This is a genomic window from Ruegeria arenilitoris (genome assembly GCF_013030265.1).
Lineage (GTDB): Bacteria > Pseudomonadota > Alphaproteobacteria > Rhodobacterales > Rhodobacteraceae > Ruegeria > Ruegeria arenilitoris_E.
In genome coordinates this window covers 391375-413842 of record NZ_WPZQ01000005.1, presented here as the reverse complement: position 1 = coordinate 413842, position 22468 = coordinate 391375, and the positions used below count along the sequence as shown (strand labels likewise).

Here is a 22468-nt window from a genome sequence, read left to right as displayed (position 1 = left end):
TACATTTTTTCGAGACAATCGGCATACAGCTTCGCTTGCTGCTGACCGACGCGTGCGTCCTTCTTGGTCCTCTTTGCTTCCACGACGGCCAGAGGTTTGCCGTCGTCCCCCCATAAGACATAGTCGACGAACCCCTCTCCGGTTTGGTTCGGCATGCCCTCCACCGGAAACTCGCGGTCACGCGACGAGTCCAGAGGCCAACCAGCTTCTGACAAGAGCAAGTCGATAAAGGCGTCCCGAGTGGTCGCCTCGTCGTAGTCATGCTCATCGGGTCGGGACTGGTTGGCGGCGCGCGCGGCGGCCACCTCAGCGCGCAGGCGAGCCAGCTCCTCTTCCAGCGCCTTCCTGCCTTCTTCAGACGTTTTGCGCTCTTCCTCAGCCTTCTTGAGCGCTTCCTGAGCGATCGCGTGTTTGTCGCTTAGCGCTTTGATCTGTTCGACTGTGCTTGCTGTGATGGTCAGCGTCTTTTCCAGCTTTCCGGCGTCGAACTTTAAGGCAGGATCTAACTTACCATTTTGGGAATAAGTGCGAGCGATCCAGTAGCAGACATGAAACAGCTCGCGCACAGTCGCTGCAGCATGGTTGGCACTGATCCTTTTACCACCTTCATGCGCTGCCCGGTTGCCTTGCACGCGGATAAAGTCAGCCTTGGCGACGATTGCCGGGCCGGTGAGCTTGGCTAATGAAGGCTCCGCGATCAATGCATTCAAGTTGTCCGAATATGGATCCTTCAATGCCGGATCACGGCTATAAAGCCATTTTAAAGCCGTTTCCAACGTCAATCGGGCATAGAAGCAAGAACCGCGCGGATCAGACAAAGCTGCCGCCTCTGCCATCTTGGCGTGCTTCAGAAGGTCCGGAAAATCTTCGGAAAGGAAATCAAATTGGGTTTTTTCCATTACTTTATCGTCGCAAGTTTTGCCAACACGTCAATAGCGGGCAGGTCTATGTAAATTTCGTTGTTGTTCTCTTCGGTTCTGAACTGTGCAAATGCCACGCCTAGCGCAGCCTCAGCCTTAACTGCTTGTTGAACTGTTCCGATGGGTTGCCGCGTGTGGATGACCCATTGAGGTTCATTGGACAGGCGAAATTTATTGAAGCTTTCCACGCGCGCGTCTGGATCCGTTGAATGCCCGATTTTTAGAACCTTTGACCCTTTTCCGAGCGTTGCAATGTAGACGTAATTCAATTCATCAGACTGGATTGGGGCGACTTCGTAGCCATCAATACGAATAGGGTGCTGCTGACGCAGCTGCTCGTTGCGCTGTTGCATTGTGGCAAACTCAAATTCTGCCATTTTCACTTCCCGCGCATTTTCCTTTAGAACCTTCAAAAGGCTAGCTGCGAGAGTGTCGCTGACGCGCTCGATGGAACTTACAGATTGGAGTGTATGGGTGGACGCATCGTATCCCTCCAAGTCTCGAAACTCAGGCGCGTTTGGGATTTCCCAGGTTCGGATCGGTTGTAACGCATACGGCCATTGTAGGTCCCAGTTGGTAACTTCTACCTTGTAGTCTGTAAGAAGTGCGTTGTGTTTGGTCATCTGCCAAACTTGCAAAACGCGGCCCTTCCATTCCTCTGGAACAGTGGCACCGTGTCCGGGGTTGCGGCTCACAACGCCGAAAACGAGATCACCTTCGGTTAGCAGGTTTTGAGCTGTTGATCTTGCGCCTTTGTTGCTGAACGTCAACGGCCAGCCAACGTTGCCCTCGGAACCGTATTCGTAGTCTTTCCCGCCCGGAGTGTAGATATAGGTAAAGAACACGTTCATGCTTCAAGCACCTGCTCAGCAATTGGCTTATGACAACTCATAGCAGTGGGAACTCCTCGCGGAAGGCTGCCTTCGCGTTCTCCCACTTTTCTGCCCCAATATTGTCCAACTGCCACCGACAGTTGACAGTGTTCATCACATCGTATCCCGCTGCCTTTAGGCCATCACACAAGAGTTTTTCCATCGCGCCGACTTGGTCGCGCACAGGTTTGTGAAGTTTCATCAGGGTGTCGCGATCATCCGTTTCCTTTGGAACTTCAGGATAAATCGGCCCATGAGAAATCAGATCAAAACTGCGGCATCTTTCCGGAGTGACACCTCGCACCGTGAGGTGCTTACGCAACGCATTTTGGTTCGGGGCAAACCCCAGATGCTGTCCCATTCGTGTATAGGGAGCGGTGGCATGCGGGCTAGAGTTGTCGCCGGTGCGACCGACATAGTGAAGATCGCCTTTTATCGTGCCGACCCGCCAGACATAAAGCCAAAATCCCCGCTCCAGCATCGCGCCCGGTAGGCTGAAAGAATGGAGCGCGGCGTTCATATCAGAGCTCTCCCCGAAACGCGCGGTGTTGAAGGGAGGCGAAGAGGGCGTCCTGTTTTTGCAGGCCAACCTTGGCGTTTCTGGTAATACTTTCCGCTTGATTGATGGCATCAACAAAAGCCTTTTGCTTTGCCAAGTCGGGAAGCAGAATTTGCACTCTTCCCAACTCCGCCATATCGAAACGTTTTGTCCCGTGCGCGGCAGTGGATACGCGACTAAGAAGGCTATCATGCTGGCACTTTAAATTAAAAAGGCCAAAGGTTGGGATGATGCGCCGATCAAAATCTATCGCCTTCATATCTTGGTTGATTGTGCAGTTTACACTCGTAAGGGCGAGCGGCACGGTGTGAGCTAAGATCATTCCTCGAACCACAATCAATGGCGTCCCCGCGGCAACCAGTTTCATGTTCCCCTCAGATAGTGCCTTGTCAGATATGTTGTCCTTGGCTCCATTTATCCAGGTGACTTTCATGTCTTTGGGTGTCACCCAAGGAGTTTCGCCCCCCCAAAAATCGGCATTGCTTTTAGCAGGTGTAGCGCCCGACCGAAACGTGGCTACCGATGAAAGAGATGTTACTTCAAAGCCCTTGCTGTTTGAGACTGGATCCCCAAACATCTCATGAAAGATCGACTGGCCGAGGGTGTTGAGTTTGTCCAGCGCGCGGGAGCGGAGGCGGCGCAGGGCATCCGCCTGATCCAGTATCCCCGCAATCCGCTTCTGCTCCTCAAGTGGCGGGACATTGATCTGCAACTCCTTCAAGTCACTAAGGGCTACATTGCTCACCAAAGCATGCCTTCCCATGCTTGCGATTCGGGCCATTGCTTCTTCTAAGGCATAGAAAAGCCATCTCGTGTCTGTGTCAGCGTGGGCCGAGACTTTGACAATTCTCTGGTTTAGCAGAGCGTTTGGGCCAGTCCAAACAACGGTTCTGAAGCTGCCTGACAGCGTCAACAATAGATCGCCGCGAGAGATCACGAACCTATCGGCGTATGATTCAGGCCAGTATTTGAAATCGGTGGACGCATCTGCTCCCACGTTTTGAATCCGAATAATTGGCATTCCGATGGGGTCATTGGAAAACTGCTTGGCTTTCCATGCAAATCCGGACAGGAAATCAGCAACGTCCCCAAGCGGTCTAAGCATAGAAACGCTCATCCTAACATTTCCTCGAGTCGGTGCAGCCCTTGGACAATCTCCTTCTCAATCTCTCGGAGCTCCGCGATGATCTCGGCTGGGGCCTGATGCTCGACCTCTTCGTGCTCGATATCCTTGTAGCGATTCAGCGACAGGTCCCAGCTGCCAGTGGCGGCAATATCCGAAGCAGGCACCATAAAACTCTGCGCTGTGCGCGGACGGTCGGCCTCGCTAGCCAGCGCGTTCCAGCGAGTCAGAATGTCTGGCAGGTTGTTCTTAGCGTGTTCTTCTTCGCTCAGCTCGGCCAACGGATCCAGCTTGTCTGCGTCTAGGAGCGGCGTTCGCTTATCGTCCAGTGAATAGCCGTCCGCTGTCATGTCATAAAACCAGACGTCTTCGGTCCCACCGACACCAGTCTTGGTAAAGACGACGATGGCGCAAGACACGCCGGCATATGGGCGGAAGACGCCCGAAGGCAGCTTAACGATTGCCTCGAGCTTGTGATCCTCCACCAGCATCCGCCGGATATCCTTGTGCGCCTTGGATGAACCGAACAGCACCCCGTCAGGCACGATGACCGCAGCCCGCCCGCCGGTGCGCAGCAGCCGCAGGAAGAGGGCGACGAAGAGTAGTTCGGTCTTCTTGGTTTTCACCACCTTCAGAAGATCCTTGGCGGTGGTGTCGTAGTCGAGGGACCCAGCAAAGGGCGGATTGGCAAGGATTAAAGAATATCGCCCCTCATCCTCGCCGTGCTCCTCGGCCAAGCTGTCGCGATAGGAGACATCAGGGTTTTCGACTCCGTGCAACGTCATATTCATCGCGCCAATCCGCAACATCGTGCTGTCGAAATCGAAGCCGTGGAACATACCGGAATGGAAATGCTGGCGGCTGTCTTTGTCCATCAGCATCTTGGGATGATTGCTGCGCAAATACTCTCCGGCCTCCACAATGAAACCGCATGTGCCTGCGGCTGGATCGCATATGACATCCTTCGGCGTGGGAGCCATCAGGTTGACCATGAGCTGGATAATGTGGCGTGGCGTGCGAAATTGGCCGTTCTGCCCGGCGCTGGCGATCTTGCCGAGCATGTATTCGTAGACATCGCCTTTGGTGTCTCGGTCATCCATCGGGATGTCATCGAGCTGCTGAACCACTTTAGCTAGCAAACTCGGGTTCGAGAAGCCAAGGCGGGCATCCTTCATATGTGTGCCGTAAGTTGAGCCTTCCTCGCCAAGCTCACGCAAGAATGGGAACACATGCTCATCGACGATGCGCATCATCTCCCGCGATTCAAAGTTCTTGAAGCGCGACCAGCGGAGGTTCTCGTATGGTTCACCCTTGGGGTCGTTCCCGGCCGGAAAGATACGACGCTCCATCTCGACGTCGAGCATTTCGGCCTTGCTTTCCTCAACAGTGTGCAGATCGTCCAGCCGCTTGATGAACAGTAGGTAAGTGATCTGTTCGATCACCGAGAGCGGATTGGAAACACCTCCCGACCAGAAGGCATTCCAGATTTGATCGACTTGGGAACGGATGGGGCCTGTGAGCATGTTGCAATCGTCTTCTTGTTTTCAGTTGGGCGCAGGATAGCGAGATCAAAAGTGAATGGTAGATCGAAATGGAATCTGCTGTTTCGACCGGGTCCTAAACTTCAATTTTGACGCAGTAGAAAAGGATACAAGTGGGTCGCCTGCAATTGGCAGAAAGTCACAAGAAAATGGCGCAAGACCAAGCAAGATTGATCATTCAGCGGATTGGTCAAGCCTATACTGAAGTTGGAGATTTGAAGCACAGAGATGAACTTTCTTTTGTTTATTTTCAGTGAGTTAAAAGTTTTTCAAAAATCCCAAGCGCATCCGAAGTCTAGAACGCTATAGAGTAAGCGATTTTGCCAAAATAGAGGAGCGCACTTTGTCACCGCCTTACACACCCAAGTCTCTCGCAGAGCGCTGGAGCTGCAGTTCTGAAACTGTGCGTCAGCTCTGCAAGTCCGGCCAGCTCGAATACTTCAGGGTTCGCCGTCAGTTTCGCATCCCCGCACACAAAGTAGAGGAATATGAGCAGTGCAGGAATACAGCATCGGTCGACTCAAAAACCGCTTCGTCGTTGTCTGGTATGAGGAAGATGGACGCAGACGCAGGTATCGTCTTGACGCGGACACCCTCGAAAGCGCGGAGGCCGAGGCCCGTGACGTCCTCCTCGCTCAGACAGCAGGAAAGGATGAACTGACCGTTGCAGCGATTTGGAATGCTTACAGCGTGACAGTCGAGGGTCGGCCGGTGCATGAAAGCATGCAATACACTGGCCGTTCAGTGCTGCCTTGGTTTGGCGCCTTTCGCCCGGATCAGATAAGCGTGCAAGACTGTAAAGCCTACATCGCCGATCGACGGCAGGCAGGTATTCAGGACGGCACGATCTGGACACAGCTTGGCAAGCTAAGGACCTGTTTGAATTGGGCTGAGAAGACCGGGCTGATTGATAGGGCACCCTACATCGAGCGCCCCAGCAAACCGGCCCCCAAGGAGAGGTATCTGACGCGCCAGGAGATTTCACAGCTTTTGGCGGTCGACTGCGCACCGCATATTAAGCTGGCTATATGGCTGATGCTGTCGACGGCGGCCAGGGTAACGGCTGTGTTAGAACTCACATGGGATCGGGTCGACTTCGAACGCCGCCAAATCAATCTCCGCACTGGCGACGGGCAGAGGAAGGGCAGGGCCATCGTCCCCATGACCGAGAGCCTGTATGCTGCGCTTTTGAACGCCCGAAAGGCCGCATTATCTGACTATGTCGTGGAGTGGGCCGGCGGATCGGTAAAGTCGATCAAGAAAGGCTTCAAGGCGGCCGCAGTCGCGGCGGGCCTGCCTGACGTGTCACCGCACGTCTTGCGGCACACCGCAGCTGTTCATATGGCTGAAGCAAGTATCTCGATGGAGGAGATTGCGCAGTTTCTAGGCCATTCAGACTCCAGGATCACCGCGTCCGTCTACGCGCGCTACAGCCCGGAGCATCTACGAAAGGCTGCCAGTGCGTTGGAGTTCGACTAACCCTCAGGTTCAACGAACTTCGGATCACTGTCATAGAAACAACAAAGGCGCCCTTGGGCGCCTTGTTTTATTGGTCGGAGTGAGAGGATTCGAACCTCCGACCCCTGCCTCCCGAAGACAGTGCTCTACCAGGCTGAGCTACACTCCGACCGTGGCGCGTGATCTATACCCGGTGATGCTGATGCGCAAGGGGGATTTTCTCTAGGTTTGCACGAATTGATGCCGTCAAAGAAAACTGTGATTGACCATAAAATTGCAGCTGAAAAGTCGCGCGATTGGCGGCATTCTAGGCCACTATGGCAAGGCTTCTGTGCGATATAGTCGTATTTTGGTGCCACCGTGATCGACCACCGGGCCAGCGGGCAACAAAGGCAGTCGGGTCGCGCGGGCGAGGGATTGGTTGCTGGTCACTATTCCGACCTGCCAACCGTGGAGTCGGGACATCAAAATCTTACCAAGACTACCGTACAGAGACCGCAGCCGCTTCTCATCTCCGATACGCGCGCCGTATGGCGGATTCATTATCACGATACCGGCAGGTCCTTCGGGCGGCTTGATGTCACTGATCGAGCGGTGCTGGAATTTGGTGAGAGCGCCGACCCCGGCCTGTTCGGCATTGGCTGATGCAGCCTCGATAGCGCCCGCGTTTCGATCGGACCCCAGAAACAGCAGATCTGTTGTGTCGGGCTGCGCATCGCTGCGCATGTCTTGCCATGCGGCGCTGTCGAAGGTTGCAAGCTCCTCAAAAGCAAATCGGCGTGTTCGACCGGGAAGCAGCCCCAGTGCGATCTCGGCGGCCTCGATCACGAAGGTGCCAGAGCCGCACATGGGATCCAGCACGGGCTGGGTTCCGTCGAATCCACATTCACGTAGAAACATCGCCGCCATGGTCTCGCGCATTGGCGCCTTGGCGACCGCGGTTTTGTGCCCGCGTTTGTGGAGTGGATCACCAGACGTATCGACCGAGAAGGTGCAGAGGTCTTTTTCGATGCGCAGCATCACCCGCACATTGGCATCCGACGAGATCGGAGCGCCAAGAGTTTCTGCAATCGCTGTTTCAATACGCTGACGGGCCGCCCCTGCATGATAGATTCGCGATTTGCGACTGGTCGCCTCGACCTTTACCGGGACATCGGGCCGCAAAAATTCAGGCCACGGAAACTTGCGAGCTCGTTTGTCCAATTGTGCAAGGTGAACTGCTGGAAATGAACCCAGACGCACAAGTACCTTGTTCGCACCCCGAAGTTGCAGATTGGCGCGCCAGACTTCGGCCCAGTTACCTCGACAAGATACGCCGCCTGGCACTGCCTTGGCATCCGCAAACCCATGTTCGATTGCTTCGGCACACAAAGGCGCTTCCAGCCCGGGTGTTGCCACCAGAAATATTTCGAGGTCAGTTTTTTCCATTCCGGTTGCTTACACCGGATGGAGAGAAGGCGCGATACGCAAATTGGGTTGTGAGATTTTGGACACCTGATCGATCAATTCAGTTTAAAGTGAACCCAATTCCCAGAATTGAGCGGGAACGGGTTTGCGTTTAGTGTCATCCCCGCGTAAAGGGGCCGTGATCGGAATTACGCTAGCGGATTCCAGTCGGTTTATGACGCAATCGCGACCACCCCGGCTGAAAGATTCGCGCTATCTGGTGCCGACCTTCGATCGGTCAGGGATAGCAGGCACAGGAAAGAGGCTTGGAAGAACGTAGCGACATGCAAACTTTCAAACTGAAGAAAGGGTTGGACCTACCGGTAGAAGGTGCACCCGAACAGAAAATCCAACCGGGGCCAGAATACTCGAGTGTTGGCGTATTGGGCGGGGACTATATCGGTCTCAAACCACGTATGCTGGTGCAGGAAGGTGATCAGGTTCAGCGCGGCACTCCGCTGTTCTGCCACAAGGATGCGCCAGACGCGATGATGGTCGCGCCGCTGAGCGGTAAAGTGGTTGCCCTCAACCGGGGCGCACGCCGCGTTTTGCAAAGCGTGGTGATCGAGGTTTCGGACGCCAACGACAACGGTGTGGATTTCTCAGGTATCGGCGATGCCGACACAGCCGAGGGCGTGACCGCCAAGCTTTGCGCCGCTGGTCTGTGGACCGCATTCCGGACACGGCCATATTCGAAAATGCCCGAGCCGGGCACCAAGCCTGCCGCTATCTTTGTTACGGCGATGGACAGCGACCCTCTGGCAGGTGACGCTGCGCTGATCATTGCAGACGCCGGCGAAGCTTTTGCCAAAGGCCTTGAGGCGGTCGCAAAACTGACTGAAGGCAAGACCTACCTGTGTCAGAAAGACGGCGACTCGATCCCGGGCGCTGATCTGCCGGGTGTAGAAGCGGCGGCTTTCTCAGGACCGCATCCGTCGGGACTGGCCGGTACGCACATCCATTTCCTTGAGCCGCTGGCCGGAGACAAACAGGTCTGGACCATCGGCTATCAGGATGTGATTGCCATCGGCCGTCTGATGCAGACCGGACATCTGGACCCCAGCGTAGTCATCGCGCTGAGTGGACCCGGGGCACGGCAACCGCGCCTGATCCGGACCGTCATGGGCGCCTCAACCGACGATCTGACCCGCGACGAGGTCAATGTCGATGGTGTGGCGCGTATCATCTCGGGTTCGATCTTGTCTGGCGGTCATGCCGAAGGTCCGCACGCGTATCTGAGCCGTTTCGCGCGTCAGATCACCATCATTCGTGAAGATCATGATCAGCACACTCTGGGCTGGATCCTTCCGATGCCCTCGAAATACGCGGTGCAGCCGGTTCTGGGATCGGCATTTGCCAAGAAGCTGTTCGCATTTACCTCGAACCTGAACGGTGGTCGCCGCGCGATGGTGCCGACCGGCACGTTCGAGCAGTTGATGCCGCAGGATTATCTGCCCACGCAATTGCTGCGCGCATTGCTGGTGATGGACACAGATACCGCACAGGCGCTGGGTGCGCTGGAGCTGGACGAAGAGGATCTGGGCCTTGTCGGCTTTGCCTGTCCGGCGAAGTATGAATATGGGCTGGCGCTGCGCGACTGCCTTTCCAAGATTGAAAAGGAGGGCTGATCCGAATGGGTTTGCGAAACTTCTTTGACCGGATCGAGCCGAACTTTACCAAGGGCGGCAAGTACGAGAAGTATTTCCCCATCTACGAGATGGTCGAAAGCTTCATCTACACTCCGAAAACCGTAACCACTGTTGCACCCCATGCGCGGTCTTATGTGGATATGAAGCGGATCATGACTTACGTCGTGATCGCAACAATCCCCTGTATCCTTTGGGGGATGTACAATACCGGGTACCAGGCGAACTTGGCCATAGCCGCGCTTGGTCCGGATTCCGCGATAGGTTGGCGGATTGCCATCCTGCAGATGTTCGGCATCTCACTGAACCCCGACAGTATTTTTGCCAATGTGATGCACGGGTTGATGTATTTCCTGCCGATTTACATCGTCACTCTGGTCGCTGGCGGTATCTTCGAGGTCATCTTTGCGACCGTCCGCGGACACGAGGTTAACGAAGGTTTCCTTGTGACCTCAATGCTTTATACGCTGATCATGCCCGCATCCGCACCTCTCTGGCAGGTCGCGTTGGGCATTATATTCGGCGTTGTGATCGGCAAAGAAGTGTTTGGCGGTACAGGCAAAAACTTCCTCAACCCGGCACTTGTCGGCCGCGCCTTCCTGTATTTCGCTTATCCCGCGAACATGTCGGGCGACACTGTCTGGACACCTGTTGATGGTTTCTCGGGCGCGACGGCGCTGTCGGTTTCTGCCTCAGAAGGGTATCAGGCTCTGGCTACTGAAGGTTTGACCTGGTGGAACGCGTTTCTGGGTCAGATGCAGGGTAGTTTTGGTGAAACCTCAACGCTGGCCTGCATGATTGGTCTGGCATTCCTGCTGATGACCCGCATCGCCAATTTCCGCCTGATTGTCGGCTGTCTGGCTGGGACTATCGGTCTTACTCTGCTATTCAACTTGATTGGGTCGGATACCAACCCGATGTTTGCGATGCCCTGGTACTGGCACATCGTTGTTGGTGGCTATGCCTTCGGTCTGGCCTTCATGGTGACCGAGCCCGTTTCGGCCAGCCACACTAACATGGGACGCTACATCTACGGCGCTTTGATCGGTGTCATGGTTGTGTTGATCCGTGTGGTTAACCCGGCTTTCCCGGAAGGCATGATGCTGGCAATCCTGTTCGGTAACGTCTTTGCACCGCTGATCGACTACTTCGTCGTTCAGGCAAACATCAAACGGAGGGCGCGTCGCCATGTCTGATACGCAACCCCAAGAACCCAAAGGGGCGATTGCCCGGTTCCTGGCGGCCTCGCCGGATTCCATTGGCAAGACGATCTTTGTTGCCGTCGCCGTCTGTCTGGTTGCATCGATGGTCGTTTCGGCCGCTGCAGTCAGCCTGCGCCCGGTGCAGGAAGCAAACGCGCTGAAGGACAAGCAGGTCAACGTTTTGCAGGTTGCCGGTGTTTACGAGCCGGGCATCAACGTGAGCGAAGCCTTCGCCGCGTTTGAACCTCACGTACTGGAATTGGCTACTGGCGAATTCGTTGACGATCAGTTCGATCCGGCGACCTTTGACGACATCGCTGCCGCCAGCGATCCCGAGTTGAGCGTTGCATTGGACAATGACCCGGCGGGTATTGGGCGCAAGTCCAAATACCGTGTGATCTATCTGCTGCGCGACGACGCCGGTGACCTGGATAAAGTCATCCTCCCGCTGCACGGTTACGGACTGTGGTCAACGCTCTATGGCTTTATCGCGCTGGAAAACAACGGCAACGATATCTTTGGTCTGCAGTTCTACCAGCATGGTGAAACCCCCGGCCTTGGCGCCGAGGTGGATAACCCGCGCTGGAAAGCACTGTGGAACGGCAAGAAACTGCGGGATGAGGCTGGCGATCTGCAGATCACCGTGTCCAAGTCACAACCCGCCGCCGGCCCTGAGTTCTATGTTGACGCGCTGGCCGGTGCCACGCTGACTTCGGTTGGTGTCGATAACCTGGTGAAATTCTGGATGGGTGATGCGGGCTACGCTCCGTTCCTGGCCAAACTGCAAGCAGGAGAGATTTGATGTCCCAGACCAAGAAAGAGATGCTGGTCGACCCGCTTGTCGACAACAACCCGATTACCCTGCAGGTGCTTGGCATCTGTTCGGCGCTGGCGGTGACCTCTTCGCTGCAGGTGTCCTTCGTGATGGCGCTGGCGGTAACGTTCGTGACCTCGTTCTCGTCCTTCTTCATCTCGTGCCTGCGCAACCAGATCCCGGGTTCGATCCGGATCATCGTTCAGATGGTGATCATCGCCTCGCTGGTGATCCTGGTGGATCAGGTTCTCAAGGCCTACGCCTTTGAGATTTCGAAAACCCTGTCGGTCTTCGTCGGCCTGATCATCACCAACTGTATCGTGATGGGCCGCGCCGAAGCGTTTGCAATGAAGAACCCGCCGGTCGCGTCCTTCATTGATGGTCTGGGTAACGGTATGGGCTACGGCCTGATCCTGCTGCTGGTCGGTTTCATCCGCGAGCTTTTCGGGAACGGATCGCTGTTCGGCGTCACCATCCTTGAGACTGTCAACAACGGCGGCTGGTATGTACCCAACGGCATGTTGCTGCTTCCGCCATCGGCGTTCTTTATCATCGGTCTGATCATCTGGGCCTTCCGCACATGGAAGCCGAACCAGGTCGAAGAACGTGAATACAAAATTCAGCAGGTAGAGGCCCACTGATGGAAGGTCTGATTTCACTGGCCGTAAAGGCCATCTTTGTTGAAAACCTCGCGCTCAGCTTCTTCCTCGGCATGTGTACCTTCATCGCCGTGTCCAAGAAGATCTCGACGGCGCTGGGACTAGGTATCTCGGTGATGGTTGTTCAGGCGATCACCGTACCGACGAACAACCTGCTGCTTAGCTATCTGCTGAAGCCGGGCGCGCTGGCTTGGGCTGGCTTCCCCGATGTGGATCTGACCTTCCTTGGCCTGATTTCCTACATCGGCGTGATCGCGGCGATGGTTCAGATCCTTGAGATGGTCTTGGATAAATACTTCCCGCCGCTCTACAATGCGTTGGGGATCTTCCTGCCGTTGATCACCGTGAACTGCGCCATCCTTGGCGGCTCTCTTTTCATGGTTGAGCGTGACTATAACTTTGCTGAGGCAGCGACCTATGGTCTGTCTTCGGGCTTTGGCTGGGCGCTGGCGATTACTGCAATGGCGGGTGTGCGCGAAAAGTTGAAGTACTCGGACATTCCGGATGGTCTGCAGGGTCTTGGTATTACCTTCATCACCGCGGGACTGATGGCGATGGCCTTCATGTCCTTCTCGGGCGTGAAGCTGTAAGGAGAGGCTCGCATGGAAACTTTTAGCCTGGGCGTCGTCCTTTTCACCCTGATTGTTATCGCACTGGTGGCCATCATTATGGCTGCCCGTTCGAAACTGGTGTCGACCGGTGATGTGAACATCACGATTAACGGCGAGAAAACCATCTCGGTTCCAGCGGGTGGCAAACTGCTGCAAACACTGGCGGCCGAGAAGCTGTTCGTCCCGTCGGCCTGTGGTGGCGGTGGTACCTGTGCGCAGTGCCGCGTGCGTGTGCATTCGGGTGGCGGATCTATCCTACCGACCGAAGAGAGCCATATCACCAAGCGTGAAGCTGCCTGCGGCGACCGCCTGTCCTGTCAGGTTGCGGTCAAGCAGGACATGGATATCGAAGTTCCCGAAGAGGTCTTCGGCGTCAAGAAATGGGAATGTACAGTTCGTTCTAACGAAAACGTGGCGACCTTCATCAAGGCGCTGACGCTGGACTTGCCCGAAGGTGAGGATGTGAACTTCCGCGCCGGTGGATACATCCAGATCGAAGCCCCTGCGCACGCTCTGAAATACACCGATTTCGATATTGAAGAAGAGTACCGCGAGGACTGGGATCGCTTCAATCTGTGGCAGTATGAGTCGGTTGTGAACGAACCGATCGAACGTGCCTATTCGATGGCCAACTATCCGGACGAAAAAGGCATGATCATGCTCAACGTTCGGGTTGCTTCGCCACCTCCGGGGTCAGAAGGCATCCCGGCCGGTCAGATGTCGTCTTACATCTTCAACCTGAAGCCGGGTGACAAAGTGACAATCTCGGGTCCGTTCGGTGAATTCTTTGCCCGCGAAACCGAGAAAGAGATGGTCTTCATCGGCGGTGGTGCTGGTATGGCACCGATGCGCAGCCACATTTTTGACCAGCTCAAACGTCTTGAGAACCGCAACCGCAAGATCAGCTTCTGGTACGGCGCGCGTTCAAAGAAAGAGATGTTCTTTGTCGAGGATTTCGACACGCTGGCCGCAGAGTTCGATAACTTTGAATGGCACGTAGCCCTGTCGGATGCGCAGCCTGAGGACGATTGGAAAGGCTATACCGGCTTCATCCACAATGTCCTGTTTGAAGAGTACCTCAAGAACCATCCGGCACCAGAGGACTGTGAGTTCTACATGTGTGGCCCGCCAATCATGAACCAGTCGGTCATCAACATGCTGCTGGACCTGGGAGTGGACCGCGAAGACATCATGCTCGACGATTTCGGCGGGTAAGAAACGAAAAACCGGCGCTAATGGCGCCGGTTTTGTTTTTCAGGCAGTGCTTGAGCAGAGCAGTGTCACTGTTTCGGTGGATAAAGCCAAAACGCCATGAGGCGTGTAAATCTCGGCATTATGACGTATGTCATCAGGACCACTACGATGGCCACCGCAATTCCATTTCCTAGAATCGTTGGAAGCGCTTCGAATTCAGGAACGTATGCTAAGGCGGCATGGACCAGCAGGATCGTCGGAAAAAGCGCAATGTAAGTTGTGATGGCCATCTTATAAGCCGGTGGCCTTGCTGCTGCGTTAGCCGAGACCGGCAAGGTAAACCAAGTCTCCAACCCGGTCAGCCAGGTCCGCTGAGGCTCACCTGCCGTAAACTCGTCAGCAGCTGTGACGAGGCGCACATGGTCATCAGACGCCTCCCAGGCCTTCAGATGCTCATCGCTGTCGAAGGTGCAAATTACTCGGTATGCAGGCTGATGCGGCAGGGAGGGACGAACGACATGAACACTGTTGAGCCCATAAGCGCTACACATTGCATCGATTATATCACTGATCGCAGCTTCAAGCTGCTGCTCCTGACCAGCCTTCGGTATTCTATCGATGATTTTCGTTGCGCCCTCACTAACGTGATCGCCTGTCGCACTGCTCATCAATCTCGTTCTCCCGAAACAAATCTGTAGCTATGTTAGCACCTGTATCCCACACAAACTGCGGTGTGTTGCAAACTACTGAATGACAGGTTGGCGTCTTTTCGTGAGCGGTTTCTGACTGTTACAACCTCAGATCGCTGGCTTCTCGCGGCAGGCAAGACTTTACGTCGAACAGGATGTTCTTTGCTTTGCCATAGGATCGGATTTCTTCCGGAGACAGCGTAAGGAACTCTCGATGCGCGACTGCCAATACGATCCCGTCATAGCTGTCTCGCTGAGGTTCTGACACGAGCGTGATACCATGTTCGTCCAGCGCGGCCTGCGCATCGGCGTGAGGATCATGAACATCCACCGTGACACCGTAATCCTGCAGTTCATGGACAATATCGACCACGCGGGTGTTGCGCAGATCGGGGCAATTCTCCTTAAAGGTCAGCCCCATGACCAACACCCGTGCTGACCCTACGTTGATCCCATCGCGCGTCATGCGTTTGACTAGTTGCGAAACCACATAGCTGCCCATCCCGTCATTCAACCGTCGCCCGGCGAGAATGATCTGCGGATGATGCCCAACCGCTTCGGCCTTGTGTGTGAGGTAGTAGGGGTCGACACCGATGCAGTGTCCGCCCACCAAACCGGGGCGGAATGGCAGGAAATTCCACTTGGTTCCTGCGGCACGCAGAACGGCGTCAGTGTCGATATCCATCCGGCCAAAGATCATGGCCAGTTCATTCACCAAAGCGATGTTCAGGTCCCGCTGTGTGTTCTCGATGACCTTAGCCGCTTCGGCCACACGGATGCTTTCGGCCTTGTGTGTACCCGCCGAGATTATCCTAGCATAGAGGGCATCCACCAGTTCAGCGACTTCGGGGGTAGATCCAGAGGTTACCTTGCAGATATCGGAAATCCGATGGGTTTTATCCCCGGGATTGATCCGTTCGGGGCTGTATCCCGCAAAGAAGTCCTGATTGAAGCGCAAGCCCGAGACACGCTCCAATACCGGAACACAATCCTCTTCGGTTGCGCCGGGATAGACCGTGGATTCATAGATCACGAGGTCACCGGGTTTAAGTACACCGCCTACTGTTTTAGACGCACTTAGCAGCGGGCTCAGATCAGGCTGCTTCCCTGCAGTGATCGGTGTTGGGACAGTAACAATGTAAGTATCGCAATCTGCCAGATCCGCAGCGTTGGTGGTGAAATTCAGGCCTGTGGCGGTGGCAAGGTCTTCCGGCTCAACCTCAAGCGTTGAATCCTCACCACGCTGCAGTTCCTCGATACGTGCCTGATTGATATCAAACCCAATTACCGATCCTAGTTTTCCAAACGCCACAGCCAGTGGCAGCCCGACATAGCCAAGGCCGATGACTGCGATTTTTCGGGAATTGGGGTTCGTTTCCAGCATCCAGATCTCTTGGGTCATTTTCCGTGGTAATCACGGAACCATTCTACAAATTGCGCGATGCCATCCTTGAAATCCGTTTGCGGACGGTATCCAGTCAGTCGCTGCAACAGGTCCGTATTGGCCCATGTAGCAGGGACATCACCCATCTGCATGGGCATGTAGTTGCGGATCGCCTTTTTTCCGACGGCTTCTTCGATGGCTTCTACAAAATCCAGCAAGCGCACCTTGTCACCGTTTCCGATGTTCACGACCCGATACGGAGCAACCGGCGACAGGCTGTCGCCTTCTTCGATATCGTCAGGACTCGCAGGTCGGATTGGGGGGGTATCAATCAACAATCGAATGCCCCGGACCAGATCGTTGACGTTGGTAAAGTCACGATGCATGTCACCATGGTTGTAGATATCGATCGGGCGACCGTCCAGAATCGCATCGACGAATTTATAAAGTGCCAGATCAGGGCGACCCCAGGTGCCATATACGGTGAAGAACCGGAACATTGTGGTCGGCAGGTCCCAGAGGTGAGCATAAGAGTGCCCCATCGCCTCATTTGCTTTTTTGGTCGCCGAGTAGATGGTCAGCTGGGTGTCCGCCTTTTCGACCTCGGTAAAGGGCATCTCATCGTTTGCGCCGTAAACCGACGAAGTGGATGCCATCAGCAGGTGATCCACCTTATGCTGACGGGCGGCCTCCATCACGTTGAACGTACCAACAATGTTGGAATCTATGTAGCTTCGTGGTTGTTCCAGACTGTACCGAACTCCGGCCTGCCCGGCGAGATGGACAATGACATCGGGTTCAAACTCGTCCGCGACCTGCATCAGGCGTTCGTGGTTTTCCAACAGGTCTTCGGTGGCGGAGAAACCGGGTGTCTGCAGCAGCATCTGGTGACGGCGTTGCTTGAGGCTGACATCGTAATAGTCGGTCATCCCGTCATAGCCATGGACCTGAAACCCCTCTGACAGCAACAGCTTTGCCAGATGGAACCCAATGAACCCCGCTGTACCCGTAACCAGAACCCGTTTCATGAAACCCTCGAACGTTATCCAAACACTGTGACCATCAGGGACCCTTTCCATCCGGTGAGGTCAAGAGGATTTCCCTGTCGGCGACCGTCATATCAGCCGGGCAGAGGTCAGCGTCAACCAGTTGGCTTATCAGGAGGAGATTGACCTGAACAGGCAGAAGCTAATCCAGCACGCGACCTCATTGGTGGTGGATTGCGTTCGGATGGAAGCGAAACAGTCGATGCGCGATATCTGATCGAGACTGCTTGTCGTTGACCGCAAATCAGGTCCAGCGCTTGTTGATGTGTTGAAGGCTCCTAAGTAACCTTTGGCAGTTGGGAATTGCCGATAACGACCGGGCAGGGTACTGAACTTCAGAGATGATTAAGGAATGGATCAGAAAACTCGTTAAGCAGTCAGCTGCCCAGGATATGGGAGCTTCGCTTGCCGAACTCGCACCGGATCAGCGGTTTTATGCGGTTGGTGACATCCATGGTCGACTTGATCTGCTGCAGGCGTTGCTTCCCCGTTTGGACCGCCGATACCCTTTGGTCTTTGTTGGCGACTACATCGATCGGGGAGAGTACAGCGCACAAGTCTTGCATCATCTGAAACACCTCAGCGAAGACACCAACCGTCAGGTCGTGTGTCTGCTGGGCAATCACGAAGAAATGCTGTTGAAATTTGTCGATGACCCCAAGCGGATGGGGCGACTGTGGCTGCAAAATGGTGGCCTGCAGACATTGGCTTCTTTTGGGCTTGGCAATGTCACCGAAGCCGTTATCGGCAAGGATGCGGTAGAGGTTGCAGGGCGATTGCGGGCCAGAATTGGCGACCGGGTTCTCGACTGGCTGCGAGGGTTGCCTCTGACCTGGAGCAGCGGAAACGTGACCGTGGTTCACGCCGCTTTGGATCCCGCCTTTCCGCTCGATGATCAGCCCCGACAAGTATGTTTGTGGGGGCATCCACGATTTCGTCTGGATCGTCGCACTGATGATCAATGGGTTGTGCACGGTCACACAATCGTTTCCGAGCCACGCATCAAACATAAGATTGTATCGATCGACACGGGCGCTTTTGCGACCGGTCGATTGACCGCGGCTGAAATCTCGGCAGGCGAAATCCGATTTATTTCAGCTGATCAGAAGTAACCGAAACGGTATCTGATGACTTTCTCATAACTGGCAAGTCGGTGCAGCTGCACACCCAAAAGGCCACCCCATGAGGTCGTCAGCAATAATCTGCACAATTGGCTACACCGACCAACGGGCAGGTCCGTGAGGTCCTTGCCCGTTGCGACGAGGTTTATCTGTCAGCCGACAATCATCTGTTTCATGCGCAAGGCTTCATATTCCAGCTCTTTAAGCCGGAAATGTACGACATCTCCAATGGTGATGACACCTTTGAGGTTGCCATCGCTGATCACTGGCATGTGACGGAACCGTCCTTCGGTCATGGTTTTCAGCACATCCATCAGCAGATCATCCGGAGCGCAGCTTTTCACCTCTCGCGTCATCAGATCTTGGACAGATTGCGGCAGCGTCTGACCGGGTGTATCGGCCATGCGCCGAACGATATCCCGCTCGGACAGGATACCCTGCAGCGCACCGTTCTGATCTGTGACGACGACGGCACCGATGCGTTTTTCCTTCAGGATGTCCACGACCGAATGGATCGTATCGTTTGGACGTACCGCGATCACCGCATTTCCCTTGCCTTCCAGCAATTTCGCCACCGTCGTCTGAGTATGTGACAGGTTCGACTCGACGGATTGGCTGTAAGTACTGGACTCGGCCTTGTCGCCACGCGTCGGGGGCTGGTAAGAGCTTGGGGCCATGGGCGGTCTCCTCCTTTACCGGATTTGGCTTATACCTCCACCTTAGCGCAGGGACAGAACCTGTATAGGGTGCAATTTCACAAACTGGCGTAACTCCGCCACTTCGCAAGGAAAATTGGCTTCTTGGACCAGCTGTATCTTACCCCTCCCGTTGCGGCGCTGATCTTTTTCTTTGTGGTGGTGTGCGGTCACAACTTCCGGAAAACCTGGAAACAGCAAGAAGCGGGCTGGCAAAAGCGCGCGTGGCTGTTCGGGGTGCCTGCCGCCGTTGGGTTATTGGCATTGGGCTTTCTGCCGCTGAAAATCTGAAGCCGGTTTGACTCTGTTGGGGACCGCTGGCATACGCCGGTCACAGTTTTCCCAGGAGGTCGCCTAATGCGCCGTTTGACTGCACTGGCCCTGATGCTTTTCGTTTCCGGCTGTCTGTTCGACAAAGAACCCGAGGTGGTTCGTCTGTCGGGTGAGACGATGGGAACCACGTTCAACATCACTGCGATTGGTGAGGATATCGACGAAACAGCGCTTGCTGCGTCCGTTGAAGAAACGCTCGCGCAGGTCAATGCCAAGATGTCCAACTGGGATCCGAATTCCGAGGTTTCGACTTTCTCGGCCTCGGACAGCACAGCTCCTGCTGATGTATCCGAAGAATTCGCGTATGTGATTGCTGCCGCAAATGAGGTTCACGAGAAAAGCAACGGTACCTTTGATGTGACCTTGGGCCCGCTGATCGAGCTGTGGGGCTTTGGCCCGCGCAAACCAGAGGATCCTGTACCAGCTGACGCCGACATTCAGGCCGCGCTGAATGGGGTAGGCCAGGCGCGCTTGCTGAAACTGGATAGCGCGGCTGGAACGCTGGCGAAATCCAACGCGGATGTTGGCATCAACCTGTCCGCCATTGCCAAAGGTTACGGAATCGATGCTGTAGCTCAGAGCCTCAGCGATGCGGGTCTTGAGAACTATATGGTCGAGATCGGCGGCGATCTGGTCGCCAAAGGTCAGAATGATAAAGGTGAAAGCTGGCAGATCGGCGTGGAAAAGCCGGAAACCGGTAGCCAGCTCATTCAACTGATCGTCCCTGTAGACAATCTGGGCATGGCAACATCCGGTGATTACAAGAACTTCTTCGAACAGGATGGTGTGCGCTATTCACACATCATTGACCCGACGACCGGGCGCCCGATTACGCACCGCACAACCTCGGTCACTGTACTGGCTGAGAATGCGATGATGGCTGATGCGTGGGCAACGGCAATGCTGGCCTTGGGTCAGGAAGAAGGCTTGAGACTAGCCGAGGAGCATCAACTTGCCGTGTTCTTCATCTCTCGGGATGTTGCCGCTGGCGAAGATGCTTATATCACGGTACAAAGCAGTGCGTTCAAAGACGCGCTGGGAACCAACTGACAGGTAGGAACCGGGATGAGCACCTTTATTCTAGCTTTCGTGCTTTTACTGATCATCATGGTGGGCATGTCTCTGGGTGTCATGCTGATGGGCAAGACAATCAAAGGCAGCTGTGGCGGTCTGAACGCGATATCCGGTGCCGACAAATGTGTCGTCTGCAAGAAAGATGTCGATCCGAACAGCCCTCTGCGTGATCAGTTGCAATGCAAGCGCGCGAAAAAGATGCTGCAGCAGATGGAAAGCCAGACCTGAATTTTGGACAACCCTGAAATTTTGTCTTCGCTGTCTGGCCGTGACCGGTTAAGTTAGCATGTGAAGTAAATTTCAGGGACACCCATCGTGATGGCCAAAGCCAGGAACATTCTGTTCATCATGTTCGACCAGCTCCGCTGGGATTATCTGAGCTGCTACGGCCATCCACATCTGCAAACACCGAATATTGACCGTCTGGCGGCGCGCGGTGTCCGCTTTGATCGCGCCTATATCCAATCTCCGATCTGCGGTAGCTCCCGCATGTCCACTTATACCGGGCGGTATGTCCATTCTCATGGTGCATCGTGGAATGGTATCCCCCTGAAGGTGGGTGAGGTGACCATGGGCGATCACCTGCGCAAGGCGGGGATGGATTGCTGGCTGGTTGGCAAAACGCATATGCGCGCGGATGCCGAGGGTATGGAACGGCTGGGTCTGGAGCCAGACAGTCTGATCGGTGCCCGAGTGGCTGAATGTGGTTTTGATGTTTTTGAACGCGATGACGGCATGCGGCCCGAGGGGCCGGATGGCTTTTATGATCCTGAAGGCTCTCGAGAATACAACAAATACCTGAACGCGAAGGGGTATGAGAGCGACAATCCATGGCACGACTTTGCCAATTCCGGCCTCGACGCGGACGGGAACGTTCTTTCGGGTTGGTTCCTGAAAAACTCTCCCGAGGCTGCAAACATCGCCGAAGAGGACAGTGAAACCCCATATCTGACCACGCGCGGAATGGAGTTCATGGAAACCCACGATGGCCCGTGGTGCTGTCATCTCAGCTATATCAAACCTCATTGGCCCTACATCGTGCCGGAGCCTTATGCGTCAATGTATGGACCCGAACACGTACTGCCGGTGGTTCGATCTGAATCCGAGCGACAGAATGCACATCCCGTGCTTGCCGCTTTCATGAACACCAAGATCGGGCAGACCTTTTCGCGTGACGATGTGCGGGATGCCGTCATTCCAGCTTATATGGGGCTGATCAAACAAGCCGATGATCAGATCGGGCGTCTGCTCGACTGGATGGAAGAAACGGGTCGGATGGACGATACGATGATCGTACTGACCTCGGACCACGGCGACTTTCTGGGTGATCACTGGATGGGGGAAAAGACATTCTTCCACGACGCGTCGACTAAAATGCCGCTGATCATCTACGATCCATCAGCCGAAGCGGATGCTACGCGCGGGACTGTCAGCGACGCGCTGGTCGAGTCGATTGATCTGGCACCAACCTTTTTGGATGTGGCAGGTGGTCAAGTGGCAGATCACATCCTCGAAGGTCATTCCTTGCTGCCCATCCTGCACGGCCAAGCCGAGGCCACAGCCCGGGAATATGTGATCTGCGAATACGACTACTCTGCCTCACCCATCGCCGACATTCTGGGGGTTTCGGTTCGGGACGCGGTGATGTTCATGGTGGCGAACAGGAAATGGAAGCTGATCCATTGCGAAGGCGGATACAGACCGATCCTGTTTGACCTGGAAAATGACCCGGACGAATTGGTTGATCTGGGCACCAGTGCTGAACATGCGGATGTGATTGCAGAGATGTATGATCATCTGTTCGCGTGGGCTCGCAGACCGTCGCAACGCACCACGCGTTCGGAACAGCAGCTGATCGAAATGCGCACAAAAAGCCGGGGAACTGGCGTGGTATTGGGTATCTATGATGAAAACGATGCGCCGCTGGATCTGACGGTCAAGTATCGTGACAGAAAGGCCAAGCCGTATCGCGATCTCATCGATAAGGGTTAGGGCGGCAGAATTAATTCTGGCAACCCGGACATAAAAGACGGTTCACGCCCGCGCGGGCAGGGGGTAGAAGACTGCGCAAGAGCAGTAAC

General features: G+C 55.1%; 23 protein-coding genes, 1 tRNA gene and 1 pseudogene. 14 read left to right on the top strand and 11 right to left on the bottom strand.

Annotated features, from left to right (window positions below; genetic code table 11):
• The 5 genes from GOX61_RS11450 to GOX61_RS11430 form a co-directional block, all read right to left on the bottom strand.
• Positions 1-899, bottom strand: an 899-nt coding sequence (locus tag GOX61_RS11450; protein WP_170333812.1) for a DUF4145 domain-containing protein, incomplete at its 3' end; no start/stop codon positions are given.
• On the bottom strand, positions 899-1771 hold the full coding sequence (locus GOX61_RS11445) for a GIY-YIG nuclease family protein (protein WP_170333810.1): 873 nt from the start codon (positions 1769-1771) through the stop codon (positions 899-901). The genes GOX61_RS11445 and GOX61_RS11450, both read right to left, overlap by 1 nt.
• A 37-nt stretch (positions 1772-1808) precedes the next feature.
• Positions 1809-2312 (bottom strand): hypothetical protein, encoded by a 504-nt coding sequence (locus GOX61_RS11440; protein WP_170333808.1) that lies wholly within the window; start codon positions 2310-2312, stop codon positions 1809-1811.
• Between the two features lies 1 nt (position 2313).
• Entirely contained in the window at positions 2314-3468 is a 1155-nt protein-coding gene (locus tag GOX61_RS11435) for a restriction endonuclease subunit S (protein ID WP_170333805.1), read from the bottom strand.
• A complete protein-coding gene (locus GOX61_RS11430) occupies positions 3465-4997 on the bottom strand; it encodes a type I restriction-modification system subunit M (RefSeq protein WP_170333803.1) in 1533 nt (510 codons plus the stop codon). Before GOX61_RS11430 ends, GOX61_RS11435 begins: the two co-directional genes overlap by 4 nt.
• A gap of 131 nt (positions 4998-5128) precedes the next feature.
• Between GOX61_RS11430 and GOX61_RS22355 the strand changes: the two genes are divergently transcribed.
• From GOX61_RS22355 to GOX61_RS11425, 3 genes and pseudogenes are all read left to right on the top strand, one after another.
• Complete coding sequence (locus GOX61_RS22355; RefSeq protein WP_217353839.1) at positions 5129-5272, top strand: hypothetical protein; 144 nt, start codon at positions 5129-5131, stop codon at positions 5270-5272.
• Positions 5273-5358: 86 nt separating this feature from the next.
• A pseudogene (locus GOX61_RS22610) lies at positions 5359-5493 on the top strand (excisionase family DNA-binding protein); the annotation flags it as partial.
• Between the two features lie 17 nt (positions 5494-5510).
• Positions 5511-6494 carry a tyrosine-type recombinase/integrase gene (locus GOX61_RS11425; protein WP_170333800.1) on the top strand — a complete coding sequence of 328 codons (984 nt, stop codon included), beginning with the start codon at positions 5511-5513 and terminating at the stop codon, positions 6492-6494.
• A 71-nt stretch (positions 6495-6565) separates the two neighbouring features.
• Here the strand turns inward: GOX61_RS11425 and GOX61_RS11420 are convergent.
• Positions 6566-6642, bottom strand: a tRNA-Pro gene (locus tag GOX61_RS11420).
• Between the two features lie 146 nt (positions 6643-6788).
• On the bottom strand, positions 6789-7901 hold the full coding sequence (locus GOX61_RS11415) for a THUMP domain-containing class I SAM-dependent RNA methyltransferase (RefSeq protein ID WP_170333798.1): 1113 nt from the start codon (positions 7899-7901) through the stop codon (positions 6789-6791).
• 302 nt (positions 7902-8203) lie between these two features.
• On the opposite strand from GOX61_RS11415, the gene GOX61_RS11410 reads away from it, so the two are divergent.
• From GOX61_RS11410 to nqrF, 6 genes are read left to right on the top strand one after another with little or no spacing between them, the layout of a single operon-like run.
• Entirely contained in the window at positions 8204-9547 is a 1344-nt protein-coding gene (locus GOX61_RS11410) for a Na(+)-translocating NADH-quinone reductase subunit A (RefSeq protein ID WP_170333796.1), read from the top strand.
• 5 nt (positions 9548-9552) lie between these two features.
• Positions 9553-10761 (top strand): NADH:ubiquinone reductase (Na(+)-transporting) subunit B, encoded by a 1209-nt coding sequence (locus tag GOX61_RS11405; RefSeq protein WP_170333794.1) that lies wholly within the window; start codon positions 9553-9555, stop codon positions 10759-10761.
• Positions 10754-11569, top strand: a complete 816-nt coding sequence (locus tag GOX61_RS11400) for a Na(+)-translocating NADH-quinone reductase subunit C (RefSeq protein WP_170333792.1) — start codon at positions 10754-10756, stop codon at positions 11567-11569. The genes GOX61_RS11405 and GOX61_RS11400 overlap by 8 nt, the downstream gene beginning before the upstream one ends.
• A complete protein-coding gene (locus GOX61_RS11395; RefSeq protein ID WP_155145536.1) occupies positions 11569-12222 on the top strand; it encodes an NADH:ubiquinone reductase (Na(+)-transporting) subunit D in 654 nt (217 codons plus the stop codon). Before GOX61_RS11400 ends, GOX61_RS11395 begins: the two co-directional genes overlap by 1 nt.
• Positions 12222-12830 (top strand): NADH:ubiquinone reductase (Na(+)-transporting) subunit E, encoded by a 609-nt coding sequence (nqrE, locus tag GOX61_RS11390; RefSeq protein ID WP_010441340.1) that lies wholly within the window; start codon positions 12222-12224, stop codon positions 12828-12830. The genes GOX61_RS11395 and nqrE overlap by 1 nt, the downstream gene beginning before the upstream one ends.
• Before the next feature lie 12 nt (positions 12831-12842).
• Positions 12843-14066, top strand: a complete 1224-nt coding sequence (gene nqrF / locus GOX61_RS11385) for an NADH:ubiquinone reductase (Na(+)-transporting) subunit F (protein ID WP_155145538.1) — start codon at positions 12843-12845, stop codon at positions 14064-14066.
• A gap of 65 nt (positions 14067-14131) precedes the next feature.
• On the opposite strand, the gene GOX61_RS11380 is transcribed toward nqrF, so the two are convergent.
• The 3 genes from GOX61_RS11380 to GOX61_RS11370 all read right to left on the bottom strand — a co-directional run bounded on the left by GOX61_RS11380 (position 14132) and on the right by GOX61_RS11370 (position 17146).
• Entirely contained in the window at positions 14132-14713 is a 582-nt protein-coding gene (locus tag GOX61_RS11380; protein WP_170333790.1) for a hypothetical protein, read from the bottom strand.
• 121 nt (positions 14714-14834) lie between these two features.
• Positions 14835-16118 (bottom strand): Vi polysaccharide biosynthesis UDP-N-acetylglucosamine C-6 dehydrogenase TviB, encoded by a 1284-nt coding sequence (gene tviB, locus GOX61_RS11375; protein ID WP_170333837.1) that lies wholly within the window; start codon positions 16116-16118, stop codon positions 14835-14837.
• Between the two features lie 14 nt (positions 16119-16132).
• On the bottom strand, positions 16133-17146 hold the full coding sequence (locus GOX61_RS11370; RefSeq protein ID WP_170333788.1) for an NAD-dependent epimerase/dehydratase family protein: 1014 nt from the start codon (positions 17144-17146) through the stop codon (positions 16133-16135).
• A 359-nt stretch (positions 17147-17505) separates the two neighbouring features.
• On the opposite strand from GOX61_RS11370, the gene GOX61_RS11365 reads away from it, so the two are divergent.
• A complete protein-coding gene (locus GOX61_RS11365) occupies positions 17506-18276 on the top strand; it encodes a metallophosphoesterase family protein (RefSeq protein ID WP_170333786.1) in 771 nt (256 codons plus the stop codon).
• Positions 18277-18437: 161 nt separating this feature from the next.
• Here the strand turns inward: GOX61_RS11365 and GOX61_RS11360 are convergent, their stop codons facing one another.
• Complete coding sequence (locus GOX61_RS11360) at positions 18438-18962, bottom strand: CBS domain-containing protein (protein ID WP_170333784.1); 525 nt, start codon at positions 18960-18962, stop codon at positions 18438-18440.
• Positions 18963-19085: 123 nt separating this feature from the next.
• Between GOX61_RS11360 and GOX61_RS11355 the strand changes: the two genes are divergently transcribed.
• The 4 genes from GOX61_RS11355 to GOX61_RS11340 all read left to right on the top strand — a co-directional run bounded on the left by GOX61_RS11355 (position 19086) and on the right by GOX61_RS11340 (position 22379).
• Positions 19086-19271 (top strand): hypothetical protein, encoded by a 186-nt coding sequence (locus GOX61_RS11355; RefSeq protein WP_155145549.1) that lies wholly within the window; start codon positions 19086-19088, stop codon positions 19269-19271.
• Positions 19272-19337: 66 nt separating this feature from the next.
• Positions 19338-20363 (top strand): FAD:protein FMN transferase, encoded by a 1026-nt coding sequence (locus tag GOX61_RS11350; protein WP_170333782.1) that lies wholly within the window; start codon positions 19338-19340, stop codon positions 20361-20363.
• Positions 20364-20378: 15 nt separating this feature from the next.
• Entirely contained in the window at positions 20379-20615 is a 237-nt protein-coding gene (gene nqrM, locus GOX61_RS11345; protein WP_155145553.1) for a (Na+)-NQR maturation NqrM, read from the top strand.
• A 90-nt stretch (positions 20616-20705) separates the two neighbouring features.
• On the top strand, positions 20706-22379 hold the full coding sequence (locus GOX61_RS11340) for a sulfatase-like hydrolase/transferase (protein WP_170333781.1): 1674 nt from the start codon (positions 20706-20708) through the stop codon (positions 22377-22379).
• Positions 22380-22468 lie beyond the last annotated feature (89 nt).